Origin of the sequence: Paenibacillus piscarius, assembly GCF_022234545.1 — a bacterium.
GTDB classification, from domain to species: Bacteria; Bacillota; Bacilli; order Paenibacillales; family Paenibacillaceae; genus Paenibacillus_AQ; species Paenibacillus_AQ piscarius.
Genome location: NZ_JAIEUI010000008.1, coordinates 22,719 through 39,248, shown reverse-complemented (window position 1 = coordinate 39,248; position 16,530 = coordinate 22,719). Strand labels below are relative to the sequence as shown.

General features: G+C 47.4%; 24 protein-coding genes. 6 read left to right on the top strand and 18 right to left on the bottom strand.

Annotated features, from left to right (window positions below; translation table 11 throughout):
- Window positions 1–228: 228 nt before the first annotated feature.
- The 10 genes from K1558_RS14700 to K1558_RS14655 all read right to left on the bottom strand — a co-directional run bounded on the left by K1558_RS14700 (window position 229) and on the right by K1558_RS14655 (window position 5,238).
- Window positions 229–492, bottom strand: coding sequence for a hypothetical protein (locus K1558_RS14700; RefSeq protein ID WP_238652347.1), 264 nt, complete (start codon window positions 490–492; stop codon window positions 229–231).
- Window positions 493–1,059, bottom strand: a complete 567-nt coding sequence (locus K1558_RS14695) for a hypothetical protein (RefSeq protein ID WP_238652346.1) — start codon at window positions 1,057–1,059, stop codon at window positions 493–495.
- The gene (locus K1558_RS14690) at window positions 1,056–1,721 is read right to left on the bottom strand and encodes an HK97 family phage prohead protease (RefSeq protein ID WP_238652345.1); all 666 of its coding nucleotides are present in this window, start codon (window positions 1,719–1,721) and stop codon (window positions 1,056–1,058) included. Before K1558_RS14690 ends, K1558_RS14695 begins: the two co-directional genes overlap by 4 nt.
- Window positions 1,722–1,903: 182 nt before the next feature.
- On the bottom strand, window positions 1,904–2,392 hold the full coding sequence (locus K1558_RS14685) for a helix-turn-helix domain-containing protein (RefSeq protein ID WP_238652344.1): 489 nt from the start codon (window positions 2,390–2,392) through the stop codon (window positions 1,904–1,906).
- A 111-nt stretch (window positions 2,393–2,503) separates the two neighbouring features.
- The gene (locus K1558_RS14680; RefSeq protein WP_238652343.1) at window positions 2,504–3,139 is read right to left on the bottom strand and encodes a hypothetical protein; all 636 of its coding nucleotides are present in this window, start codon (window positions 3,137–3,139) and stop codon (window positions 2,504–2,506) included.
- Window positions 3,140–3,167: 28 nt separating this feature from the next.
- On the bottom strand, window positions 3,168–3,839 hold the full coding sequence (locus K1558_RS14675; protein WP_238652342.1) for a helix-turn-helix domain-containing protein: 672 nt from the start codon (window positions 3,837–3,839) through the stop codon (window positions 3,168–3,170).
- 84 nt (window positions 3,840–3,923) lie between these two features.
- Window positions 3,924–4,115, bottom strand: a complete 192-nt coding sequence (locus K1558_RS14670; protein WP_238652341.1) for a DNA-binding protein — start codon at window positions 4,113–4,115, stop codon at window positions 3,924–3,926.
- Window positions 4,116–4,147: 32 nt separating this feature from the next.
- Window positions 4,148–4,438 (bottom strand): hypothetical protein, encoded by a 291-nt coding sequence (locus K1558_RS14665; RefSeq protein WP_238652340.1) that lies wholly within the window; start codon window positions 4,436–4,438, stop codon window positions 4,148–4,150.
- A 106-nt stretch (window positions 4,439–4,544) separates the two neighbouring features.
- Window positions 4,545–4,877 carry a hypothetical protein gene (locus K1558_RS14660; RefSeq protein ID WP_238652339.1) on the bottom strand — a complete coding sequence of 111 codons (333 nt, stop codon included), beginning with the start codon at window positions 4,875–4,877 and terminating at the stop codon, window positions 4,545–4,547.
- 127 nt (window positions 4,878–5,004) lie between these two features.
- Window positions 5,005–5,238, bottom strand: a complete 234-nt coding sequence (locus K1558_RS14655) for a helix-turn-helix transcriptional regulator (RefSeq protein WP_238652338.1) — start codon at window positions 5,236–5,238, stop codon at window positions 5,005–5,007.
- 151 nt (window positions 5,239–5,389) lie between these two features.
- On the opposite strand from K1558_RS14655, the gene K1558_RS14650 reads away from it, so the two are divergent.
- From K1558_RS14650 to K1558_RS14635, 4 genes are all read left to right on the top strand, one after another.
- The gene (locus tag K1558_RS14650; protein WP_238652337.1) at window positions 5,390–5,839 is read left to right on the top strand and encodes a helix-turn-helix domain-containing protein; all 450 of its coding nucleotides are present in this window, start codon (window positions 5,390–5,392) and stop codon (window positions 5,837–5,839) included.
- Between the two features lie 364 nt (window positions 5,840–6,203).
- A complete protein-coding gene (locus K1558_RS14645) occupies window positions 6,204–6,518 on the top strand; it encodes a hypothetical protein (protein WP_238652336.1) in 315 nt (104 codons plus the stop codon).
- A 17-nt stretch (window positions 6,519–6,535) separates the two neighbouring features.
- Window positions 6,536–6,721, top strand: a complete 186-nt coding sequence (locus K1558_RS14640; protein WP_238652335.1) for a hypothetical protein — start codon at window positions 6,536–6,538, stop codon at window positions 6,719–6,721.
- On the top strand, window positions 6,711–7,058 hold the full coding sequence (locus tag K1558_RS14635) for a helix-turn-helix domain-containing protein (protein WP_338019697.1): 348 nt from the start codon (window positions 6,711–6,713) through the stop codon (window positions 7,056–7,058). Before K1558_RS14640 ends, K1558_RS14635 begins: the two co-directional genes overlap by 11 nt.
- 131 nt (window positions 7,059–7,189) lie before the next feature.
- Here K1558_RS14635 and K1558_RS14630 read toward each other — a convergent pair whose 3' ends face one another.
- Window positions 7,190–8,044: a HEPN domain-containing protein gene (locus K1558_RS14630; RefSeq protein ID WP_238652333.1), complete on the bottom strand. Its 855-nt coding sequence runs from the start codon at window positions 8,042–8,044 to the stop codon at window positions 7,190–7,192.
- A gap of 798 nt (window positions 8,045–8,842) precedes the next feature.
- Here K1558_RS14630 and dinD point away from each other — a divergent pair.
- Both dinD and K1558_RS14620 read left to right on the top strand, forming a co-directional pair.
- Complete coding sequence (gene dinD / locus K1558_RS14625) at window positions 8,843–9,679, top strand: DNA damage-inducible protein D (protein WP_238652332.1); 837 nt, start codon at window positions 8,843–8,845, stop codon at window positions 9,677–9,679.
- Between the two features lie 198 nt (window positions 9,680–9,877).
- Window positions 9,878–11,089 (top strand): site-specific integrase, encoded by a 1,212-nt coding sequence (locus K1558_RS14620; RefSeq protein WP_238652331.1) that lies wholly within the window; start codon window positions 9,878–9,880, stop codon window positions 11,087–11,089.
- Between the two features lie 85 nt (window positions 11,090–11,174).
- On the opposite strand, the gene groL is transcribed toward K1558_RS14620, so the two are convergent.
- From groL to K1558_RS14585, 7 genes are all read right to left on the bottom strand, one after another.
- The gene (groL, locus tag K1558_RS14615; protein WP_238652330.1) at window positions 11,175–12,806 is read right to left on the bottom strand and encodes a chaperonin GroEL; all 1,632 of its coding nucleotides are present in this window, start codon (window positions 12,804–12,806) and stop codon (window positions 11,175–11,177) included.
- Between the two features lie 84 nt (window positions 12,807–12,890).
- A complete protein-coding gene (gene groES, locus K1558_RS14610; protein WP_238652329.1) occupies window positions 12,891–13,172 on the bottom strand; it encodes a co-chaperone GroES in 282 nt (93 codons plus the stop codon).
- A gap of 287 nt (window positions 13,173–13,459) precedes the next feature.
- Entirely contained in the window at window positions 13,460–14,233 is a 774-nt protein-coding gene (gene tatC / locus K1558_RS14605; protein ID WP_238652328.1) for a twin-arginine translocase subunit TatC, read from the bottom strand.
- A gap of 85 nt (window positions 14,234–14,318) precedes the next feature.
- Window positions 14,319–14,561, bottom strand: a complete 243-nt coding sequence (gene tatA, locus K1558_RS14600; protein WP_238652327.1) for a twin-arginine translocase TatA/TatE family subunit — start codon at window positions 14,559–14,561, stop codon at window positions 14,319–14,321.
- A gap of 128 nt (window positions 14,562–14,689) precedes the next feature.
- Window positions 14,690–15,175, bottom strand: a complete 486-nt coding sequence (locus K1558_RS14595) for a MogA/MoaB family molybdenum cofactor biosynthesis protein (protein WP_238652326.1) — start codon at window positions 15,173–15,175, stop codon at window positions 14,690–14,692.
- A gap of 92 nt (window positions 15,176–15,267) precedes the next feature.
- Window positions 15,268–15,744, bottom strand: coding sequence for a cyclic pyranopterin monophosphate synthase MoaC (moaC, locus tag K1558_RS14590; RefSeq protein WP_238652325.1), 477 nt, complete (start codon window positions 15,742–15,744; stop codon window positions 15,268–15,270).
- Window positions 15,722–16,390 carry a 5-formyltetrahydrofolate cyclo-ligase gene (locus tag K1558_RS14585; RefSeq protein WP_238652324.1) on the bottom strand — a complete coding sequence of 223 codons (669 nt, stop codon included), beginning with the start codon at window positions 16,388–16,390 and terminating at the stop codon, window positions 15,722–15,724. The genes moaC and K1558_RS14585 overlap by 23 nt, the downstream gene beginning before the upstream one ends.
- Between the last annotated feature and the right edge of the window lie 140 nt (window positions 16,391–16,530).

Genomic DNA, 16,530 nt, shown 5'->3' with positions numbered 1-16,530 from the left:
ATCCCTGCTACTTGGGCCGGCTGTGTTCCTGGTGCTGGCTCCTGCTGTCTGTGTGCTACTTGGACCTGATGAAACAGCAGGCGAAGATTCTATCGCTTTTGAATAACAATGCCATTTATCGATCATATTATCCCCCTCTTATCAAAACCTGGCTTCGTAAAATGGAAGAGGTCGCCCGGTCTCCAAGTGAAAAGAGTCCAAGGAATTACCTCCCCCTCCAGAAAACACTTAATTGATCCCCATTCGTTCGTCTTGTTCCATACAGATCCTTACAACGCTAAGCTGCTTATTAAGTTCTATCAGTTCAGCTTCTGTCCGCATTATTAACTCCTGCCGCTTTTGAAGTTCATAGCTTCCATTACCATTAGGTCCAGCAGCAAGTACGCTTTGGTACATCTCCAGAACTCCAACTGGAGCATTTTTGAAGACCGCCTTCATAAACATTTCACTTATGCGCCGTTGCTGCATAATTGTCCGTCCGATACCTATCATTTACACTCCTCCTGACTGTTTTACATACTGCTGAATGAGTAACGTATTCATATACTGAGAAGCGATAGTATGGTGCAGGTCTTCGACAGAAACTCTCTTGTCAACAGTCAATTGATCGTTATAATCTCGGATATTCCCTTCAAGTCCGATTACGTTTTTGCGCAATTCATTTAGCTTTGCCAGACCCTTAATCAATGAAGCATGATGCGGCTGCAGCTCGTTATACAGTTCTTCTGCTTGAGTAATCAGCTTGTTCCTCTCTGTCGCCCAAGCATTTACAGCTTCAGAAATGGTTTGTTGCATAGCAGGGTTCCCCTTGACTGAGAGAGCTTCAATCACAATACTACGGTCATGAATGCGCTGTGAGATCCCCTTCAATTGCTCATTCAGTGCATCAATGGATGTCGTATCACCGGAAGTCACAGCCGCGAGGTATTTCTGCTTTAATTCGGCCATGCTCTCCTTGTCTTGCCGATTTAATTCCTGTTGCTCAGCCAGCTTATCTGCAGCTTTCAATTGGTTATCCCGGATAATCACTTCTAATCCACTCCGTGTGATATTATTCATTCTCTGCCTCCCAGGCCTTTAAATTTTTGAACGTTTCGCTTGAATTCTGCTATATCCTTCGATAAGGCTTCAGTTTCTTCAGCCATCCATTGTTCATAATCAAATCTCGAACGTTCACTAGGCAAAATCAGAGCTTCCGGTATAGGTGAGGTGTTATCCCAACTAAGACCCTTTAGTCTTGAATCCTGCACGTTCGTAGTACAAAATGTCAGCTCATTAGCTGGTCCATTCGTAAGACAAATCTCATGAACGACGATCTTCTTCAGATCGTAGACAGTTACCTCATCGGTATATCCCGCAGAACGAAAGATTTCAGTACAAACCTTCTCCTCAAAAGCATTCTGTTCACTTAGTATTTTCCGGAATGAAATACTACAGTGCCTAAGTGCTGCTCGCTTAACCTTCTTATAAACACTCCAACCTAACGGACTATTTGGAATGAGTTTGAAGAATACACCGCCTTCGGTTGTCTGAACCTGTAATCCGTCTACAGTTGTTCCAATTACCTGAGTATAGTCATGACCCAATGTAATTCCGATTTTGCTATCAAAGAATACACCTTTGCGGTGTGTCCGCTCTACAGAATATGTGTTATTCTCCAGATTAGGCTCTGCATAGAAGTCGTTAAACGGCATTGCCATACCATAAATGGCTCTTTCCATTGAATACTCCCTTCCCTTGACGTTCATTTCACTATGTGTCTCACCTCAAATGATGTTGGAGGGGGGGCGCGTTCTGTTGCACTGATCTTCAACAAACTTATTCCCCCTTGCAATATATGGGCACATTTCAATAGTTGCATCCTATAAGTGAAATGCGGTATAATAGTTTCATTGGGAAACAATTACATAACTGATTGATTGAACGTCTCCGGTGTTGACGCACTGGAGGCGTTTTTCATTTCTACTTCCCTGCTCCTCCGGATCTCTTCAACGAAATTCTCAAGCTCTGTAGTGTCACAGCCCCTTTTTTTCAGGACTTTGATAAGATCATCAACTTCAAACGTCTTCTTCTCCAACTTGCTTCCCTCCCTTCTTGCCTCCAGCAGATCAGTTGCCTTGCCTGGGAAAATATGATCAGCTGACGCACCGTAAAATATGCAAAGTCGTGTCAGGGCAAACAATTCAGCTCTGCCGCAGTTTTCTTCCCATTTCCTTAATGTTCTTACTGTGATACCCGCAGCATCAGCAGCTTCCTTAATTGACCGCATTGCGTTCTCTCTGGCTTCCTGCAACGTAATCATGTGCCGGCCATTAGATACAGCGCATTGGGCAAGATACTTGGAACGATCTGCCCGCGCTGAATTCCGATCCGATGTAATAATATTCTTCATGGCTTATTCCCTCCGCTATATGAGTTTGTTTTGCCTGTTACGGAAGTAAATATTTAAGTCGAGCCGAAGTAAGAGCCCTACCTTCTGCCGCTCTCCCGCTGATGGGCCGTCTCACTTAATGAGGTCACTCAGCTTCGCTGCCAATTTAGTGAGCGCCCTCAGCCGATACTTCTTATACGTACCGGAGCTCAATCCTAGTTCTTTATAGACTGCCTGGTGGCGAGTATACTCGGCTTCACGGGACAAATATTTACGAGCGATAACTTCCGCCTCAAGTGGTTCCAGCTTTTTCATTGCCTGCTGTAGTTCAACCTGGCCTTCTCGCTCCAAATCCAGCGTTATATAGATTCCAGATTCATATAAAAAACTTACAAGTGCTTCATTATCGTCTACTGATAGGAAATTCTCATTTAGCATACGCTCTTGTCTCCAGTCTTTTTGTATAATTGATGCCGTCATAGTCTTTGTTAATCCCAAGACAAGAGCAATCTTAAATAATCCTCTCAAGCGAACTTTACCGTATAACCCATGTGAAATTTCCATATCCTTGTAAATCATCTGATGGCGGGTATATTCTGAATCACGATGAAGGTATTTTCTCGTAATGATATCCTTTTCCAGATCCGGCATCTTATTAACAACAGAGACGATTAATCTGGCTTTAGTGTCCTCTTTCTCAAGAAATAAGAGAAGGCGAATCTGATTTAGGTGTCGAATTACCTCTTTTTCAACTTCTTTGCTGAGCATTCCACTTCATCCTCGTAATTGACTTATTCTAGTTATCTAATCCTGTGTACGGAATCTCAAAACGCCTCATGAATGATGGTATGAAGGCAAGGATGCTGCCGTTATTCTTCTTAGCCAGGGTTTCAAAGTGATCTCTCACCTGTTCCCTGAATTCCCCTGCCGTTATCTCCCATTCCTGAAGGAGCTCCATATGATGAATGATGTGAAGAAGCTGCTCCTCTGTGATCTGGGGATGATCCTTTTTCAATGCTCTTCTGAATTCAGAACTATAAATGCTTAGAAAAACATGATCGTCGATTGGAAAATCGATGTATCTGTTAATATCTTTTTCTTTTTCATTCGTTAGTTCTTTATCATTAGTTAATAGCGTTGGATTTTCCACAACTGGAAAACCCGATTCTGGTTTCTCGTAGATATCCATCTCCCAGGACTGGATTTTCCCCTTTGCTTTCACGGAATATCGTTTGATGTAGCCGCATTGTTCAAGCTCTTTTAATCCGGCGCGCACGCTATCCTTACCGTCAGTGCCATGTTTCACCAGCTCATCAATATGAAATTTGAATGTGTCCGGTTTTGAGAGCATATAAGCGAGCAGCCCCCGAGCCTTGAAGCTAAGGCGATTGTCCTGAAGTGATTCGTTGACAATCCGGGTGAACGGCGGGGCCTTAGCGCCCTTCTTATTTACTCTTCGAGTCGTCACATATCTTCACCACCGCCCTGTTCCCAGCCATCAGGCCCAGCAACTCAAGCAGGCGCAGGCTCATTGATCGTTGCCTCGCCCTACTCATTGCGCCTCCTTCTGCTTGCCATCCAACCATTCAAAAAAGGAATCTCTATAAACGAGCTTCCGGCCATTCAACTGCAGCAATGGGAATCCTGGACTGGCGAAAAGTTCGTAGGTAGTTGATTTTGCCACGCCAAGGATCTGTGTAACATGCTTCGCTTGAAGGACAATAGGATAATCATTGCGTTCCATGTTGCTCACCTTCCTAATATGAGTTATGAGTGCTATTTTGTAACTTCTTGATTACGTTTTTGATGCAAACCCTTCATCCGGGAACTAATAGCCCCCCGCTGTTCTTCCGTGAGAGTCGATGTTCTCCCCATTACAAAACTGACCTGCTTGCCGCTAAGCCGAAACTTCGCCGCCGTCACTTTGCCATCAGTCGTTTCCTCCCAATGAGGGGCAATGATCTTGCGTAGCTTAGACATGTGACGCGGGACGCAACTGTAAACCTCCCAGCTATTGCTCACATAATCGAAAACGGCCGTGGTCTCCTTTTCCTCGTTTGAATACATCTCAGTTTCTCCTTTTAGTCCAGTGTCGTATGTTCTTATATACAAATCAGTAGTTGACGAGCATTGAGTGAATAATTGCTTAGCTCAACAAGAGAACAGCGAATTCTTAATTAAAACGTAACCGTAACGCCTCAATAACGAGCAGCTTATTGAAATCGTCCAGATAGTCCATATCTGAGAGGTTCACCTTTGCTAGCCGCTCATTGAACAGATGCAGCGCTAGGTTGAGCATGAACTTCTCCGATTGGGACCACGGCCGCGACAGCCGCTTGAGCGCTGCGGCATCAACTGTGCCTTCTTCCATGTCAAAGTATTGAGTGGTCAGGTACCGCTGCAGCAGGCTGTGCTGCGTGAACAGGTGATTCAATGCGCGCCAGTAGCAATCTGTAAGCATGAGCTGCGGGATCTGGACTACGGCGGGTTTAGCTATTGTTTTCATGATCTCTTATCTCCTTCTTAAAACTGTATTTACCTAAAATCTAAGCAGGTTTTAGCGGCTGGGAGCCTCCGGGGGTATGCTTATACTCGGGTGATGCGGGGAAAGCTATAATGTGTGGCGGTGGGGGTTACTTGGCTGCTTGCTGTGGTGTTTTGACGATCTCGAAAATATCGTCAAATTTCACTTCTAAAGTGTCACATATACGTTTTGCAATTCGCGGGCTCGGTTTTCGATCCCCATTGCATATTTGCAATGCTGTAACCTGACCAATCTCAGCAGCTTCTGCAAATGCTTTTTTGGATAACCCTTTACGAATAAGCATCTCTTCAAAGCCGATTGCATCCTTTAGCTTAATTTTCATACCATCCCTCCTCAATGTTACCACGGTAAACTTTTATGTTACTGGTTACATTAAAGCATATAAATGTTCCTGTGGCAAGTATTTATGTACAAACAATGTTACTGCAGCGAATTTTAGTGTATTATATGTTTATGAAGGGACGTGAAAAGAATTGGAGCTATTAGAGTTCGGTAAATATTTAAAAAAATTACGAAATGAAAGAGGGCTTACTTTAGCACAACTTGCTGAGGCATCAAAAGTGTCTCACTCGTATTTGTCACAGATCGAAAATGGTAAAAAGAAAAACTTCCCCTCAAGTGAAGTGTTGATAAATCTTTCAGGACCACTTGGTGTTTACTATGGAGAGCTTCTAAGAGAGGCTGGCTACCTTGTGAACGTTGACATTGATGATTACAACGAAGAGTTAGAAGAGGAGCGATATCGTAGAGAACAGAGTATGGATCTTGAAGAATTTGATGATGAAGAGCCCTATTGGACAGAATTGAATAACCTTCTAACCAAGGAACCACATATCACATACCGTGATATTCTCATCACAAACGAAGAAAGAAAATTAATAATAGCTTATTTAGATGGTCTTTTTGCTAAGAAGAAATCCTAGCTAGATAAAAGGAGCTGTCCATATGAGGAAAGAGAAGCATTTCAACATCCGAGAGATCAATGGCACTCTCTCAATTGAGCCCTGGCTGAACGTGGAATTGAAGAATTAGCAAAACGAGATTATTGCCTGAATATCACAGTAAAGGTTACTAAACTCATTAAGGATCGTTCTGTTGCCCGGCAGCATTGGATTACCCCTTATGAAACTTCTAAAGTGGCACGCTGATCTGACCCACATACCTCTTCAGAGGCTTTATATGTCCCATACAGCCACATCCCGTACAATGCCAAGAAAAGATTCACATAAACCGCCGCTCTCGTTTTCACCAATCAAACATCATGAATTTAATTAAGGAGTGCTCAACATGGATACAGCACAAGTTCAGAGTAAAGTCGAAATTTCAAATGATGAAGATTTTATTAGTTTCCAATTTACAGGAATTCACAGTGAAATTACTGCACTTATTCCAAAAAGTGAAGAACGGAAAGCCTATGAAAAGAGGATGGCAATATTCAAGAAAATCGAAGATGCTAAATCGCCACCTATAAACACTGACTTGGCATATGTAATTGAACTGTGTGATGTGAATTACGAAGGCATTCGATTAGCGGAAGGGGAGAAGCAGAAATTGCTATACCTCTTAAAAGAAATGTTCAAAGACCAACTACCAATACAATAAGTGTGGGAGGGATAAGGTTGGTGAAGAAACGTTTCAAAATCGAATTCATCAGTGTTGCTATGCCTGATCAGTCAGAAGCTATCGTTAAGCAACTCGTACGATTAGAAATGCATAAGCTAATGCACCAGCATGGAGTAATTTCAACCAATCTTGATGAAGTAATGGACAAGTACATCACCACGGTGCTGGCCGATGAGCAGTGAACTTGATAGCAATTCACCCGCAACTGATCTGCTATTCTCTGCTCTCAAGGAGCTAAAGGAAATGAAGATAGAGGTAACGGTGAATATCCGATCTCCTGGAGATCCCATCGCAACTATCACCAACCCTCTCCCATTAGCGTGCCCGCAGCTGTTGAATATTACTAGAACTGAGAAACTTCTACCGCCTGTCCTCTCCCCAACTGACATTCGGAACTTTCTAGGAATCGGGCAGCGCCAGGTATACGAGTTACTGAACTCCAAAGTATTCCACCTTACAAGGGTTGGGCGGCGTATGTTTGTGTCACGAGCGATGTTCATTGAATGGCTGGAAGGGTGATCCGAAGACAAGGAGGTAAAGCGAAGGAAATAGAGGGCCCAAAAGTTGGAACGAGAAATTAAAAACAGGAAATTCTAATTGAACACTTCAAATGCGTTTCTCATTTTATTCGAACATAGAAAAAGCACCGGTTAGGGTGCTGAGAATGAAGGGCCGCTGAGTAGCACAACGTCCAATCTATTAAATATATCTTCTTCACTTTTACCATATGTAAGGAGCAACAACTGGGAAAAGATTCTCTTCAATTCGAAGTAATCGTCATAGACACTTGATTTGTTTAGAAGCTTAACTAGCGCTGCAATTTCACCATGAGTAGCTTTGCTGCGTAAGTTATACATCTTTTTGACAAGGTCCATAATACCAATTCTTTGCTCGTAGGAATCAGCTAACATGAGGGCCGCATTGAGAGAAACCTTATACTGGAGGTTACCTTCACCTGTTACCAATAATGCTTCTAAACCTGTAATAAGAGCTTGGTTACTACTTTCTAATGTGGTAGAGAGGCACGCTCCGGTGTATTGATCAAGAGCGTAACTCCATCTTGTTTCTTTCCATTCAGAAGCAAACCGTTTTTCCCTTGAAGCTTTACTAAACGCTATGTAAATTTCAAAAAACTTAATTATATTCTGTATATCTTGTTCTGTAATACTTGCAGAAGAGTTATCTTCTTCAATATTGTCGTTAACAGCTGAAGAATATTTAAATAATGGAGTATTCCACTTCCCTACTATTCCATAAGCAATTCGACCATATGGCCTAGGTGGCTCCGAGATGCGAATGTTTAGTTTTGGAAGCCCTAATTGAAGTGCATGATAGAACAAGTATCCATTAGATTCATAGGTTACAGAACCAGGTTCAGTTTTACTTATACTCACCAGGACTTTTTTATCATCAACTGCTGATAGTGATATGTATTCATTAATAAAGTATTCAGGCTTGTCTAATTCAACCCTTTCAATTACGTAAGCATCAATAATATCTTGCATTTTCATCCCCTCCATATAGGTAGTATTCGATGTTTGAAAGCCATCCCCTGCACAAATAAGGAGCTGAAGAACATAAAAAAGGATTGAAACCCCGCCTGCGTATGCATGCAAGAAAGCAACCGGCTAAAGATATGGAATGAGTTTTCGGCGCTAGGCGTTGAAAATTCAATGAAGTGAGTTTTTGCCGCCGTGTGGCAAAAAACTCAAGCACATGTCAGAAGTACTTATTGAGGAGTTATTGACGATCTCCGTCAAAAAACGGCAAGCTACTTTTTACTGCCGGGCGGTGAAAACTATTGCCACTCAGAAAGCTCTCTGAATAGTTCTGTTCACGCATTGAACAAAACAGGAGTTTCGTACGGAGGTCGTACAAAATAACCTAGCCAGCGGAAAGAGTTTCCGTCATGCGGTGACGGAAAGCATTGGCCTTATTTTGATAATATTTTTCACCAACAGTTGGTAAAAAGGTTTTGTCCGCCCGGCGTACGAAACTCCCTTTTTGGTCGTCGGGCGACTGAAATTTAGTTTTCACCGAGCTTCGGTGAATAGTCAGATTGGGGTATCTGATGTTTTTGCCGAAGCTCGGCAGAACGTAATGTATTTCCTTCACTGCGTGAAGAAAAAGAATTTCTCACATGAGCGTCGAAAACTATTTTTATGTGGCGCTCGCACAAAACTGATGTAACATAGTTATGCGTACCCTGCACGCGAAAGTTCATTTTACCCGCCGTATAAATGCCTCTGCAAAAAAGATTCACCGCTATTATCTTCCATAATCCATTAAGGAGTTGAATTATTATGACCAACAAACCAACCAACGAACACGAAACCCCATTTGAACAAGCAAGGCAGGAAGATGAGAACGGCAACGAATACTGGACCGGCCGTGTTCTCGCTCGTATTCTAGACTATACTGACTTCCGTAACTTTGAAAAGGCAGTCAAGAAAGCCAAGACTGCCTGTGTTAATAGCGAACAACCTGTAGAGGACCATTTTGTTGAGTCCAACGAAATGGTCGAAATCGGCTCTAGTGCTCGTCGTTCCATTCGTGATTACCGTTTATCCCGCTACGCATGCTACCTAATCATTCAGAACGCTGATCCTACCAAGGAGATTGTCGCCCTGGGCCAAACTTACTTTGCTGTCCAGACCCGGAAACAGGAAGTCTTCGAGCAGGCCACAGAAGAGCAGCGGCGTGTCATGTTGCGGGAGGAACTGCGTAAGCATAACACCCAACTGGCAGATGCAGCGTATCAGGCTGGCGTGCTCACTACAGTGGATTTTGCAGTGTTCCAGAATCACGGTTACAAAGGGTTGTACGGCGGACTGGACGCAAAGGCCATCCATAGCCACAAGGGTCTGAAGAAGTCACAGAAGATCCTCGATCACATGGGCAGCACCGAGTTGGCAGCCAACCTTTTCCGGGCAACCCAGGCCGAAGAGAAAATACGCCGAGAGGATATCCAGGGTAAGGACAACGCCAACCGTGCTCATTATGATGTTGGGGCCAAAGTACGGCAGACCATTAAAGAATTGGGTGGCACAATGCCGGAGAATCTGCCGGTACACGAAGATGTTAAAAAGGTTGAGCGGAAGCTTCAGAAGGAAAACAAGCTTCTTCCTGAAGGCGAATAGAGACAGCATGCGTGTTTGCGACACACTCTTGAGTGATAGTTTCCCCCAAACACGCATTTTAAGCCGTAATTCGTGACGTTATAGTCAGGAATTAAAACCTGACTACGCAGAGAGGTACAAATACACCCCTCAACTACAAACGTTCTGAAATGTACAGTTCTATCGCTCAATACGAAACGATCACAAGGAGGCTCATAAATGGCAGGCTACTACAGAAAGCGCGGCTGTAAATGCGAAGAAGGAAAGAAATGCACCTGCGGAGCTACCTGGTCCTTCACACTGGACATTGGCCGCGATCCTGTCACCAACAAGCGAAAGCAAAAAGAAGTCGGCGGCTTCAAAACCAAGCGGGAGGCAATCAAGGCCTGTGCGGAGCTCATGACCGAATATGAGCGCGGAAGCTATGTTGCTGAGAAGAATACTCTGTTCAAGGATTTCGTAAAGACCTGGCTAGAGATCTACGGCCCTACCGTGAAAGTCAGCTCGCTCCGGGTGCGTAAGCATGAGTCAGACAAGCTGATTAAATATTTCGGCAATCTCAAACTGAAGGACATCACGAAGAAGAAGTACCAAGCGGCCTTGAACGCATTAAAAAAAGAGGGGCTGGGGGATAACACCGTCTCCGGCGTACACACCACCGGCCGGATGATCTTCACCAAGGCTATGGAATTGGATGAAGTCAAGACAAACCCGACCTTATATGCCCGGGTACCACGTGTCCGGAAGACTCTGGTGGAAGTCGAACAAGAGGAGGCCACAGTCAAATACCTGGAAAAAGAGCAGCTTGCCAAATTCCTACAGACAGCAAAGGAGCAGGGCTTAGAGCAGGATTACCCGATCTTCTTGACACTGGCCTACAGCGGGATGCGCGCCGGAGAATTATGTGCGCTGCGCTGGCCGGATCTGAATGAGAAGGAACAGAGCATCAGCATCGCTAGGACCTATTACAACCCTACGAATAGGACCAGGGAGTATCAGTTGCTTACACCGAAGACCAAAAGCTCAAAGCGGACCATTGATGTGGATAAGCTTGTAATTGATGAATTAAAGAAGCATCGCGCGAAGCAGAATGCCATTAAGATGGAATACCGCAAGATCTACCACGATGGAGATTTCATATTCGCCAAGACTGATGCCTTGAATGTCGGCTATCCAGAGTTCATCAAAACCATTGAGAATCGCATGAGGCGGCTGCTTAAGCTGGCCGGCTTAAATGAGAAGCTAACCCCCCACTCCCTGCGCCACACCCACACTTCCCTAATGGCAGAGGCTGGCGTAGGGCTGACTGAGATCATGGAGCGGCTGGGCCACAAGGATGACGACACTACCCGAAGCGTATACCTGCACGTAACCAAGACCATGAAAAAAGAAGCTTCCCAGAAGTTCAGTGAACTCATGAGAAGCCTCTAATTATGTTACCCCGTGTGGGGAAAATGTGGGGAATCGAGCTCCCCTAACAGCTAAACCCTTGTTACAGCAAGGGTTTTTCGCTGTCTTACATCATGCCGCCCATACCGCCCATGCCGCCCATATCCGGCATAGCGCCGGCTTTCTCAGGCTCAGGCTTGTCAGCGATAACCGCTTCAGTAGTCAGGAACATTGCAGCAACGGAAGCTGCGTTCTGCAGCGCGGAGCGAGTTACCTTCGCAGGGTCAACGATTCCGGCTTCAAACATGTTCACCCATTCGCCGGTTGCAGCGTTGTAGCCGATGCCTACAGCTTCTTTCTTCAGGCGGTCCACGATGACAGAGCCTTCTTCACCGGCATTTGCTGCGATGGTGCGGATTGGCTCTTCCAGGGCGCGGAGAACAATGTTCACTCCGGTTCTTTCGTCGCCGGATACTTCTACGCCAGCAACAGCGTTATATACGTTCACAAGGGCTGTACCCCCACCGGATACGATACCTTCTTCAACCGCAGCGCGGGTTGCGTTCAGGGCATCTTCGATGCGGAGCTTGCGTTCTTTGAGTTCTGTTTCAGTAGCAGCACCGACTTTGACAACGGCTACGCCGCCAGCCAGTTTAGCCAGACGCTCCTGCAGTTTTTCTTTGTCGAATTCGGAAGTCGTTTCTTCCAGCTGGGAACGGATTTGGCTTACACGTGCGTTGATGTCCGCTTTGTCGCCGCTGCCGTCTACGATGGTAGTGTTCTCTTTGGTTACGCGCACTTGACGGGCGTTACCCAGTTGCTCGATGGAAGTGCTCTTCAGATCAAGTCCAAGCTTCTCAGTGATCACTTGGCCGCCTGTCAGGGCAGCGATATCCTGCAGCATGGCTTCACGGCGGTCGCCGAAGCCAGGAGCCTTAACGGCTACAGCATTGAAGGTTCCGCGCAGCTTGTTCACGATCAGCATTGCCTGAGCTTCGCCTTCGATGTCTTCAGCGATGATTACCAGCGGACGCGCCTGTTGAACGATCTTCTCCAAGAGCGGAAGAATTTCCTGAGTGCTGCTGATCTTCTTGTCAGTGATCAGGATGTACGGGTTCTCCAGTACAGCTTCCATTTTGTCGGTATCTGTGATCATGTAAGGGGAGATATAACCACGGTCGAACTGCATACCTTCAACCACTTCAAGCTCGGTCAGGAAGCCGCGGGATTCTTCAACAGTGATGACACCGTCTTTGCCCACCTTTTCCATAGCTTCAGCGATCAGTTGGCCCACTTCATCGTCAGCAGCGGAGATTGCCGCAACCTGTGCAATGGACTGGGAATCTTCGATTGGCTTAGCAATCTTCTGCAGTTCAGCAACAGCTGTCTTCACCGCTTTGTCGATCCCTTTACGGATAACCATCGGGTTAGCGCCGGCAGTTACGTTCTTCAGACCTTCACGGATCATAGCCTGAGCCAGAACTGTAGCAGTTGTAGTACCGTCACCGGCTACATCATTAGTCTTGGTAGCTACTTCCTTCACGAGCTGTGCGCCCATGTTCTCGAAGGCATCTTCGAGTTCGATTTCCTTGGCGATCGTTACACCGTCATTGGTGATCAGCGGGCTGCCGAATTTCTTCTCCAGCACCACGTTGCGGCCTTTTGGACCCAGTGTTACTTTAACCGCATTTGCCAAAGCATCAACCCCGCGGAGCATCGAGCGGCGGGCATCTTCACTGAACTTAATTTCTTTTGCCATTGTGTATTAACCTCCTAAAAGTGTGGTTATCGCAATTATCATCGTAAGTAATTGGTATTCTGGCTTATGAGCGGCTGATCTCAATTAGTCAAGAATCGCGTGGATGTCGCTTTCCTTCATAATCAGATATTCTTTGCCTTCGTATTTGATTTCAGTGCCGGCATATTTCGAGAAAAGCACACGGTCGCCTTCTTTAACTTCCAGCGCTACACGGACTCCGTCTTTCAGTGCTCCGCTGCCTACAGCGATCACAGTGCCTTCCTGCGGTTTCTCTTTGGAAGAGTCCGGAAGCACGATCCCGAAAGAAGTGGTTTCCTGCTGCTCGCTTGGTTGTACCAAAACGCGTTCACCCAGTGGTTTAATCATGAAAAAATAGCCTCCTTTGAAATTATGTTGTTTGCCTTAAAAACATAGATGAGCTGCGGGAAAACGGCGCGGCAAAACGGCATTGCTGCCGGTTGTCTCCTTGAAGGAGAACTTCCGCTCATTTTCCTTTTTTTGTGCAGCGTTAGCACTCAACCCTCTGTAGTGCTAACAACAATGTTTATGATACTCAACTTGAAGGCGGATTTCAAGTCCTTTTACGTAAAAATCATCGATGTCCGGGGAATTTTATCATTCTGTCCATGAAGGGGCAATTTATGCCCCCGCCTTTACTCTACTTTAACATATCGCGCTTCCCGTTTGGCGTCCTCGGCCAGTTGCCTGCGGTACACGAATGAGGATAGAAAGACACTGAATTCATACAACACCAGCAGCGGAATGGTCACCAGGAAGTCCGAGATGAAATCCGGCGGCGTAATGACCACTGCAATGAATACGAGCGCAAAATAAGCATACCGCCGCATCTTGCGCAAGCGCAGCGGGTTCAGCACTCTAAGCTTGGTCAGGAACATCACAAGCAGCGGCAGCTCGAAGAGCAGCGCCAGCGGAATGACCAGACTGAACAGGAAGCTGAAATATTCGGCGATCCCGTAGGTCTCCTCCAGCCCCATATTACGCGTAATCGAGATCGTGAAGGACAAGGCCATCGGAAAAACTATGTAATAGGCAAAAGCGATCCCGACAATAAACAAAACGAACACGTACGGCACATAACGCAGTGCAGCACTCCGTTCCTCCGGACGCAAGCCGGGGCTGATGAACGCCCATAGCTGATAGGCAATGAACGGTACGGAGAAGATCAGGGAGACCGCCATGGCGATCTTCATATACATGCCTATACCGTCCCAGAAGGAGAAGGCGTGCAGGATAAAGCCTTGCGCATGATCAGCACTGATCAGGTACAGGTAGATCGGTTTGGCCACGAATAACCCCAGTACCAGCCCGGCCACGAACATGACAAGCACATAGATGACCCGCCTGCGCAGCTCGGTCAGATGATCGACCAGGGACATTTCCTCAGCTTCTTGCGCATCAAGAGACATGACTGACACCACCTCTACAATTTAAAAGGGCGCCGTCCCGGTCTGTATAACTGGGAAGGACGCCCCTGCATAGGTCAAAAAATAATTACTCCGGCAGACGGCGGTCCTGCGGAAGCTCTGCGGCTGCGGCCTTCGGAGCCGCCGCAGACGGCGCTTCGCTCCGCTTGGCCGGTTCCGGCTCATTGATAATCTCACGCGCACCGTCCTTGAATTCACGGAAGGTGCGTCCGACAGCCCGCCCAAGCTCAGGAAGCTTATTGGGACCAAAGAGCAGCAGTGCCAAGATAACCAGCAATATAATTCCCGGTGCGCCAATACCATTTAACATTCCGGTTTCCTCCCATCCTTATGTCCGTTCATGATAACGTCATCAATGTATCAATAATACCATAACTTATATCACACATCCATTATCTATCCTGAACGATTAACGCACAAGTGATGGGATTGTCCCGATTACTGGCGGTATTGCCCCGTAACCATCAGCAGGGCCTCCGGCAACTGGTCCATTATAGCCGCCAGATTCTCATGTACTCCCTTCGGGGTACCGGGCAGATTGACAATCAGCGTCCGGCCGCGGATGCCGCTGATCCCCCGGAACAGCATCGCTGCCCGGTTCTTCTGCATGACTGTACTGCGCATGGCCTCGGAGAGTCCAGGCACCTCGCGTTCAATGACCCGCCGCGTCGCCTCAGGCGTTACATCACGGATGGCCAGATCGGTTCCGCCGGTGGTCAGCACCAGGTCCGCCTGGAAATAATCCGTTAGCTCAATCAGTGCGGCAATAATCTCATCCTGCTCATCGGGCACGATCCGGTATTCAATAATCTCCCCGCCAAGCTCCTCCTCCACCAGCTCCCGAATCACCTGGGCGCTCGTGTCTTCCCGCTCGCCTCTGGACCCTTTGTCGCTGGCTGTCAGGATCGCTGTTTTCCACGCCATCGGTTTGTCCCTCCCTCTCTATGTATTATGTATATCTTCCGGCTGCTTCAGCAGCGGCCGGTACGCAGGGGCACGGTCTCCAGACTGCTATCCTATTCAGCTTCCAGCGCGTAATCCCCATTCTTGCCGCCGCTCTTGGACACCAGCATCGTAGGTCCGATGATCATGTCCTTCTGCAGCGCCTTACACATGTCATATACGGTCAGGGCTGCGGCGGATACCGCCGTCAGCGCCTCCATCTCCACCCCGGTCTTACCGGTGATGCTGACGGTTGCTTCTATATATAGTTCATCTTTGTTGTTATCCGTGAAGCCGATATCCACTCCGGTCAGCGGCAGCGGATGGCACATCGGAATCCAGCTTGAGGTCTGCTTGGCCGCCATAATCCCGGCTACCTGGGCGACCGCAAGGACATCCCCTTTGCGGATCTGGCCGGACTTGATTGCCGTCAGCGTCTCCGGATTCATCCGCACCAGACTTCTGGCCGCAGCCGTCCGCTTGGTGACAGCCTTGTCGCTGACATCCACCATCCGGGCTCTGCCCTGCTCATTGAAATGAGTTAATTCCATGTAACCTCTCCTTCCGGCAATCCCAGATGCCGTTCTCCGTAATCAGCAGATCCATCAGGGCATCATGCTCTTCAAGCGGGACCTCAGGAACAAGCTGCACTCCAAAAGCCAGACCGACCCATAAGGGTCTGCGGTTATTCCCGGAAGGAGTCTGCTCCCAGCCGGCCCTAAGGCGGTCATAATAACCGCGCCCGTAGCCCAGGCGCCCGCCCCGCAGATCAAAGGCCAAGCCAGGCACGAATACCGCATCCGGCAGATTCCCTCCTGTGCCTGTCTCTGCTCCGGCAAGCGTTATGCTTCCGGCGGCAGGCTCCGGTATTCCAAAGGCTCCCGGAACCAGCTCTTCCCAGGCGCCTACGGAATGGAGGCTCAGGGTTCCGCTCTCCCGGTCCACCCGGGGAAGCCACACATCATGGCCGCCCGCCCATGCCTCCCTCAGCAGGGGGAGGCAGTCCAGCTCGGAGCGGAAAGGGGCGTAGGCGAGCAGGGATACAGCACCGGCCTGCGTGAACCAGCTCCAGGCATGATGGCAGACCCGGGCTGATAACTGCTCTCTCTGCACCAGGGACAGGCTATCCCTCTCAGCGGCCTTCCCGGCCCGCAGCTCCCGCTTCCGCGCGGCAAGTTCCATGCTGCGCTCGGGCATAGGCAGCCTCCTCCTTTATCGTGTTGTTCAATAGCTTATCATAGTTTGTAAGCTCAGTTTACCACTCTTCCTACCGGTTCGCCAAGGTTGTATCATTCCCCTTGTTAGGAGAATGAACCTCGCACGGTACAGCTTTTTCA

Bases quoted from the DNA above. Each gene is read 5' to 3' on its own strand.
- K1558_RS14695 (WP_238652346.1), bottom strand. From the start codon at position 1,059: ATGAATAATATCACACGGAGTGGATTAGAAGTGATTATCCGGGATAAC.
- tatC (WP_238652328.1), bottom strand. From the start codon at position 14,233: ATGTCTCTTGATGCGCAAGAAGCTGAGGAAATGTCCCTGGTCGATCAT.
- groL (WP_238652330.1), bottom strand. From the start codon at position 12,806: ATGGCAAAAGAAATTAAGTTCAGTGAAGATGCCCGCCGCTCGATGCTC.
- groES (WP_238652329.1), bottom strand. From the start codon at position 13,172: ATGATTAAACCACTGGGTGAACGCGTTTTGGTACAACCAAGCGAGCAG.
- K1558_RS14595 (WP_238652326.1), bottom strand. From the start codon at position 15,175: ATGGCGTGGAAAACAGCGATCCTGACAGCCAGCGACAAAGGGTCCAGA.
- K1558_RS14585 (WP_238652324.1), bottom strand. From the start codon at position 16,390: ATGCCCGAGCGCAGCATGGAACTTGCCGCGCGGAAGCGGGAGCTGCGG.
- moaC (WP_238652325.1), bottom strand. From the start codon at position 15,744: ATGGAATTAACTCATTTCAATGAGCAGGGCAGAGCCCGGATGGTGGAT.
- K1558_RS14655 (WP_238652338.1), bottom strand. From the start codon at position 5,238: ATGAAAATTAAGCTAAAGGATGCAATCGGCTTTGAAGAGATGCTTATT.
- K1558_RS14700 (WP_238652347.1), bottom strand. From the start codon at position 492: ATGATAGGTATCGGACGGACAATTATGCAGCAACGGCGCATAAGTGAA.
- K1558_RS14635 (WP_338019697.1), top strand. From the start codon at position 6,711: ATGAGCAGTGAACTTGATAGCAATTCACCCGCAACTGATCTGCTATTC.
- K1558_RS14620 (WP_238652331.1), top strand. From the start codon at position 9,878: ATGGCAGGCTACTACAGAAAGCGCGGCTGTAAATGCGAAGAAGGAAAG.
- K1558_RS14630 (WP_238652333.1), bottom strand. From the start codon at position 8,044: ATGCAAGATATTATTGATGCTTACGTAATTGAAAGGGTTGAATTAGAC.
- K1558_RS14690 (WP_238652345.1), bottom strand. From the start codon at position 1,721: ATGGAAAGAGCCATTTATGGTATGGCAATGCCGTTTAACGACTTCTAT.
- K1558_RS14670 (WP_238652341.1), bottom strand. From the start codon at position 4,115: ATGGAACGCAATGATTATCCTATTGTCCTTCAAGCGAAGCATGTTACA.
- K1558_RS14645 (WP_238652336.1), top strand. From the start codon at position 6,204: ATGGATACAGCACAAGTTCAGAGTAAAGTCGAAATTTCAAATGATGAA.
- K1558_RS14665 (WP_238652340.1), bottom strand. From the start codon at position 4,438: ATGTATTCAAACGAGGAAAAGGAGACCACGGCCGTTTTCGATTATGTG.
- dinD (WP_238652332.1), top strand. From the start codon at position 8,843: ATGACCAACAAACCAACCAACGAACACGAAACCCCATTTGAACAAGCA.
- K1558_RS14660 (WP_238652339.1), bottom strand. From the start codon at position 4,877: ATGAAAACAATAGCTAAACCCGCCGTAGTCCAGATCCCGCAGCTCATG.
- K1558_RS14685 (WP_238652344.1), bottom strand. From the start codon at position 2,392: ATGAAGAATATTATTACATCGGATCGGAATTCAGCGCGGGCAGATCGT.
- tatA (WP_238652327.1), bottom strand. From the start codon at position 14,561: ATGTTAAATGGTATTGGCGCACCGGGAATTATATTGCTGGTTATCTTG.
- K1558_RS14680 (WP_238652343.1), bottom strand. From the start codon at position 3,139: ATGCTCAGCAAAGAAGTTGAAAAAGAGGTAATTCGACACCTAAATCAG.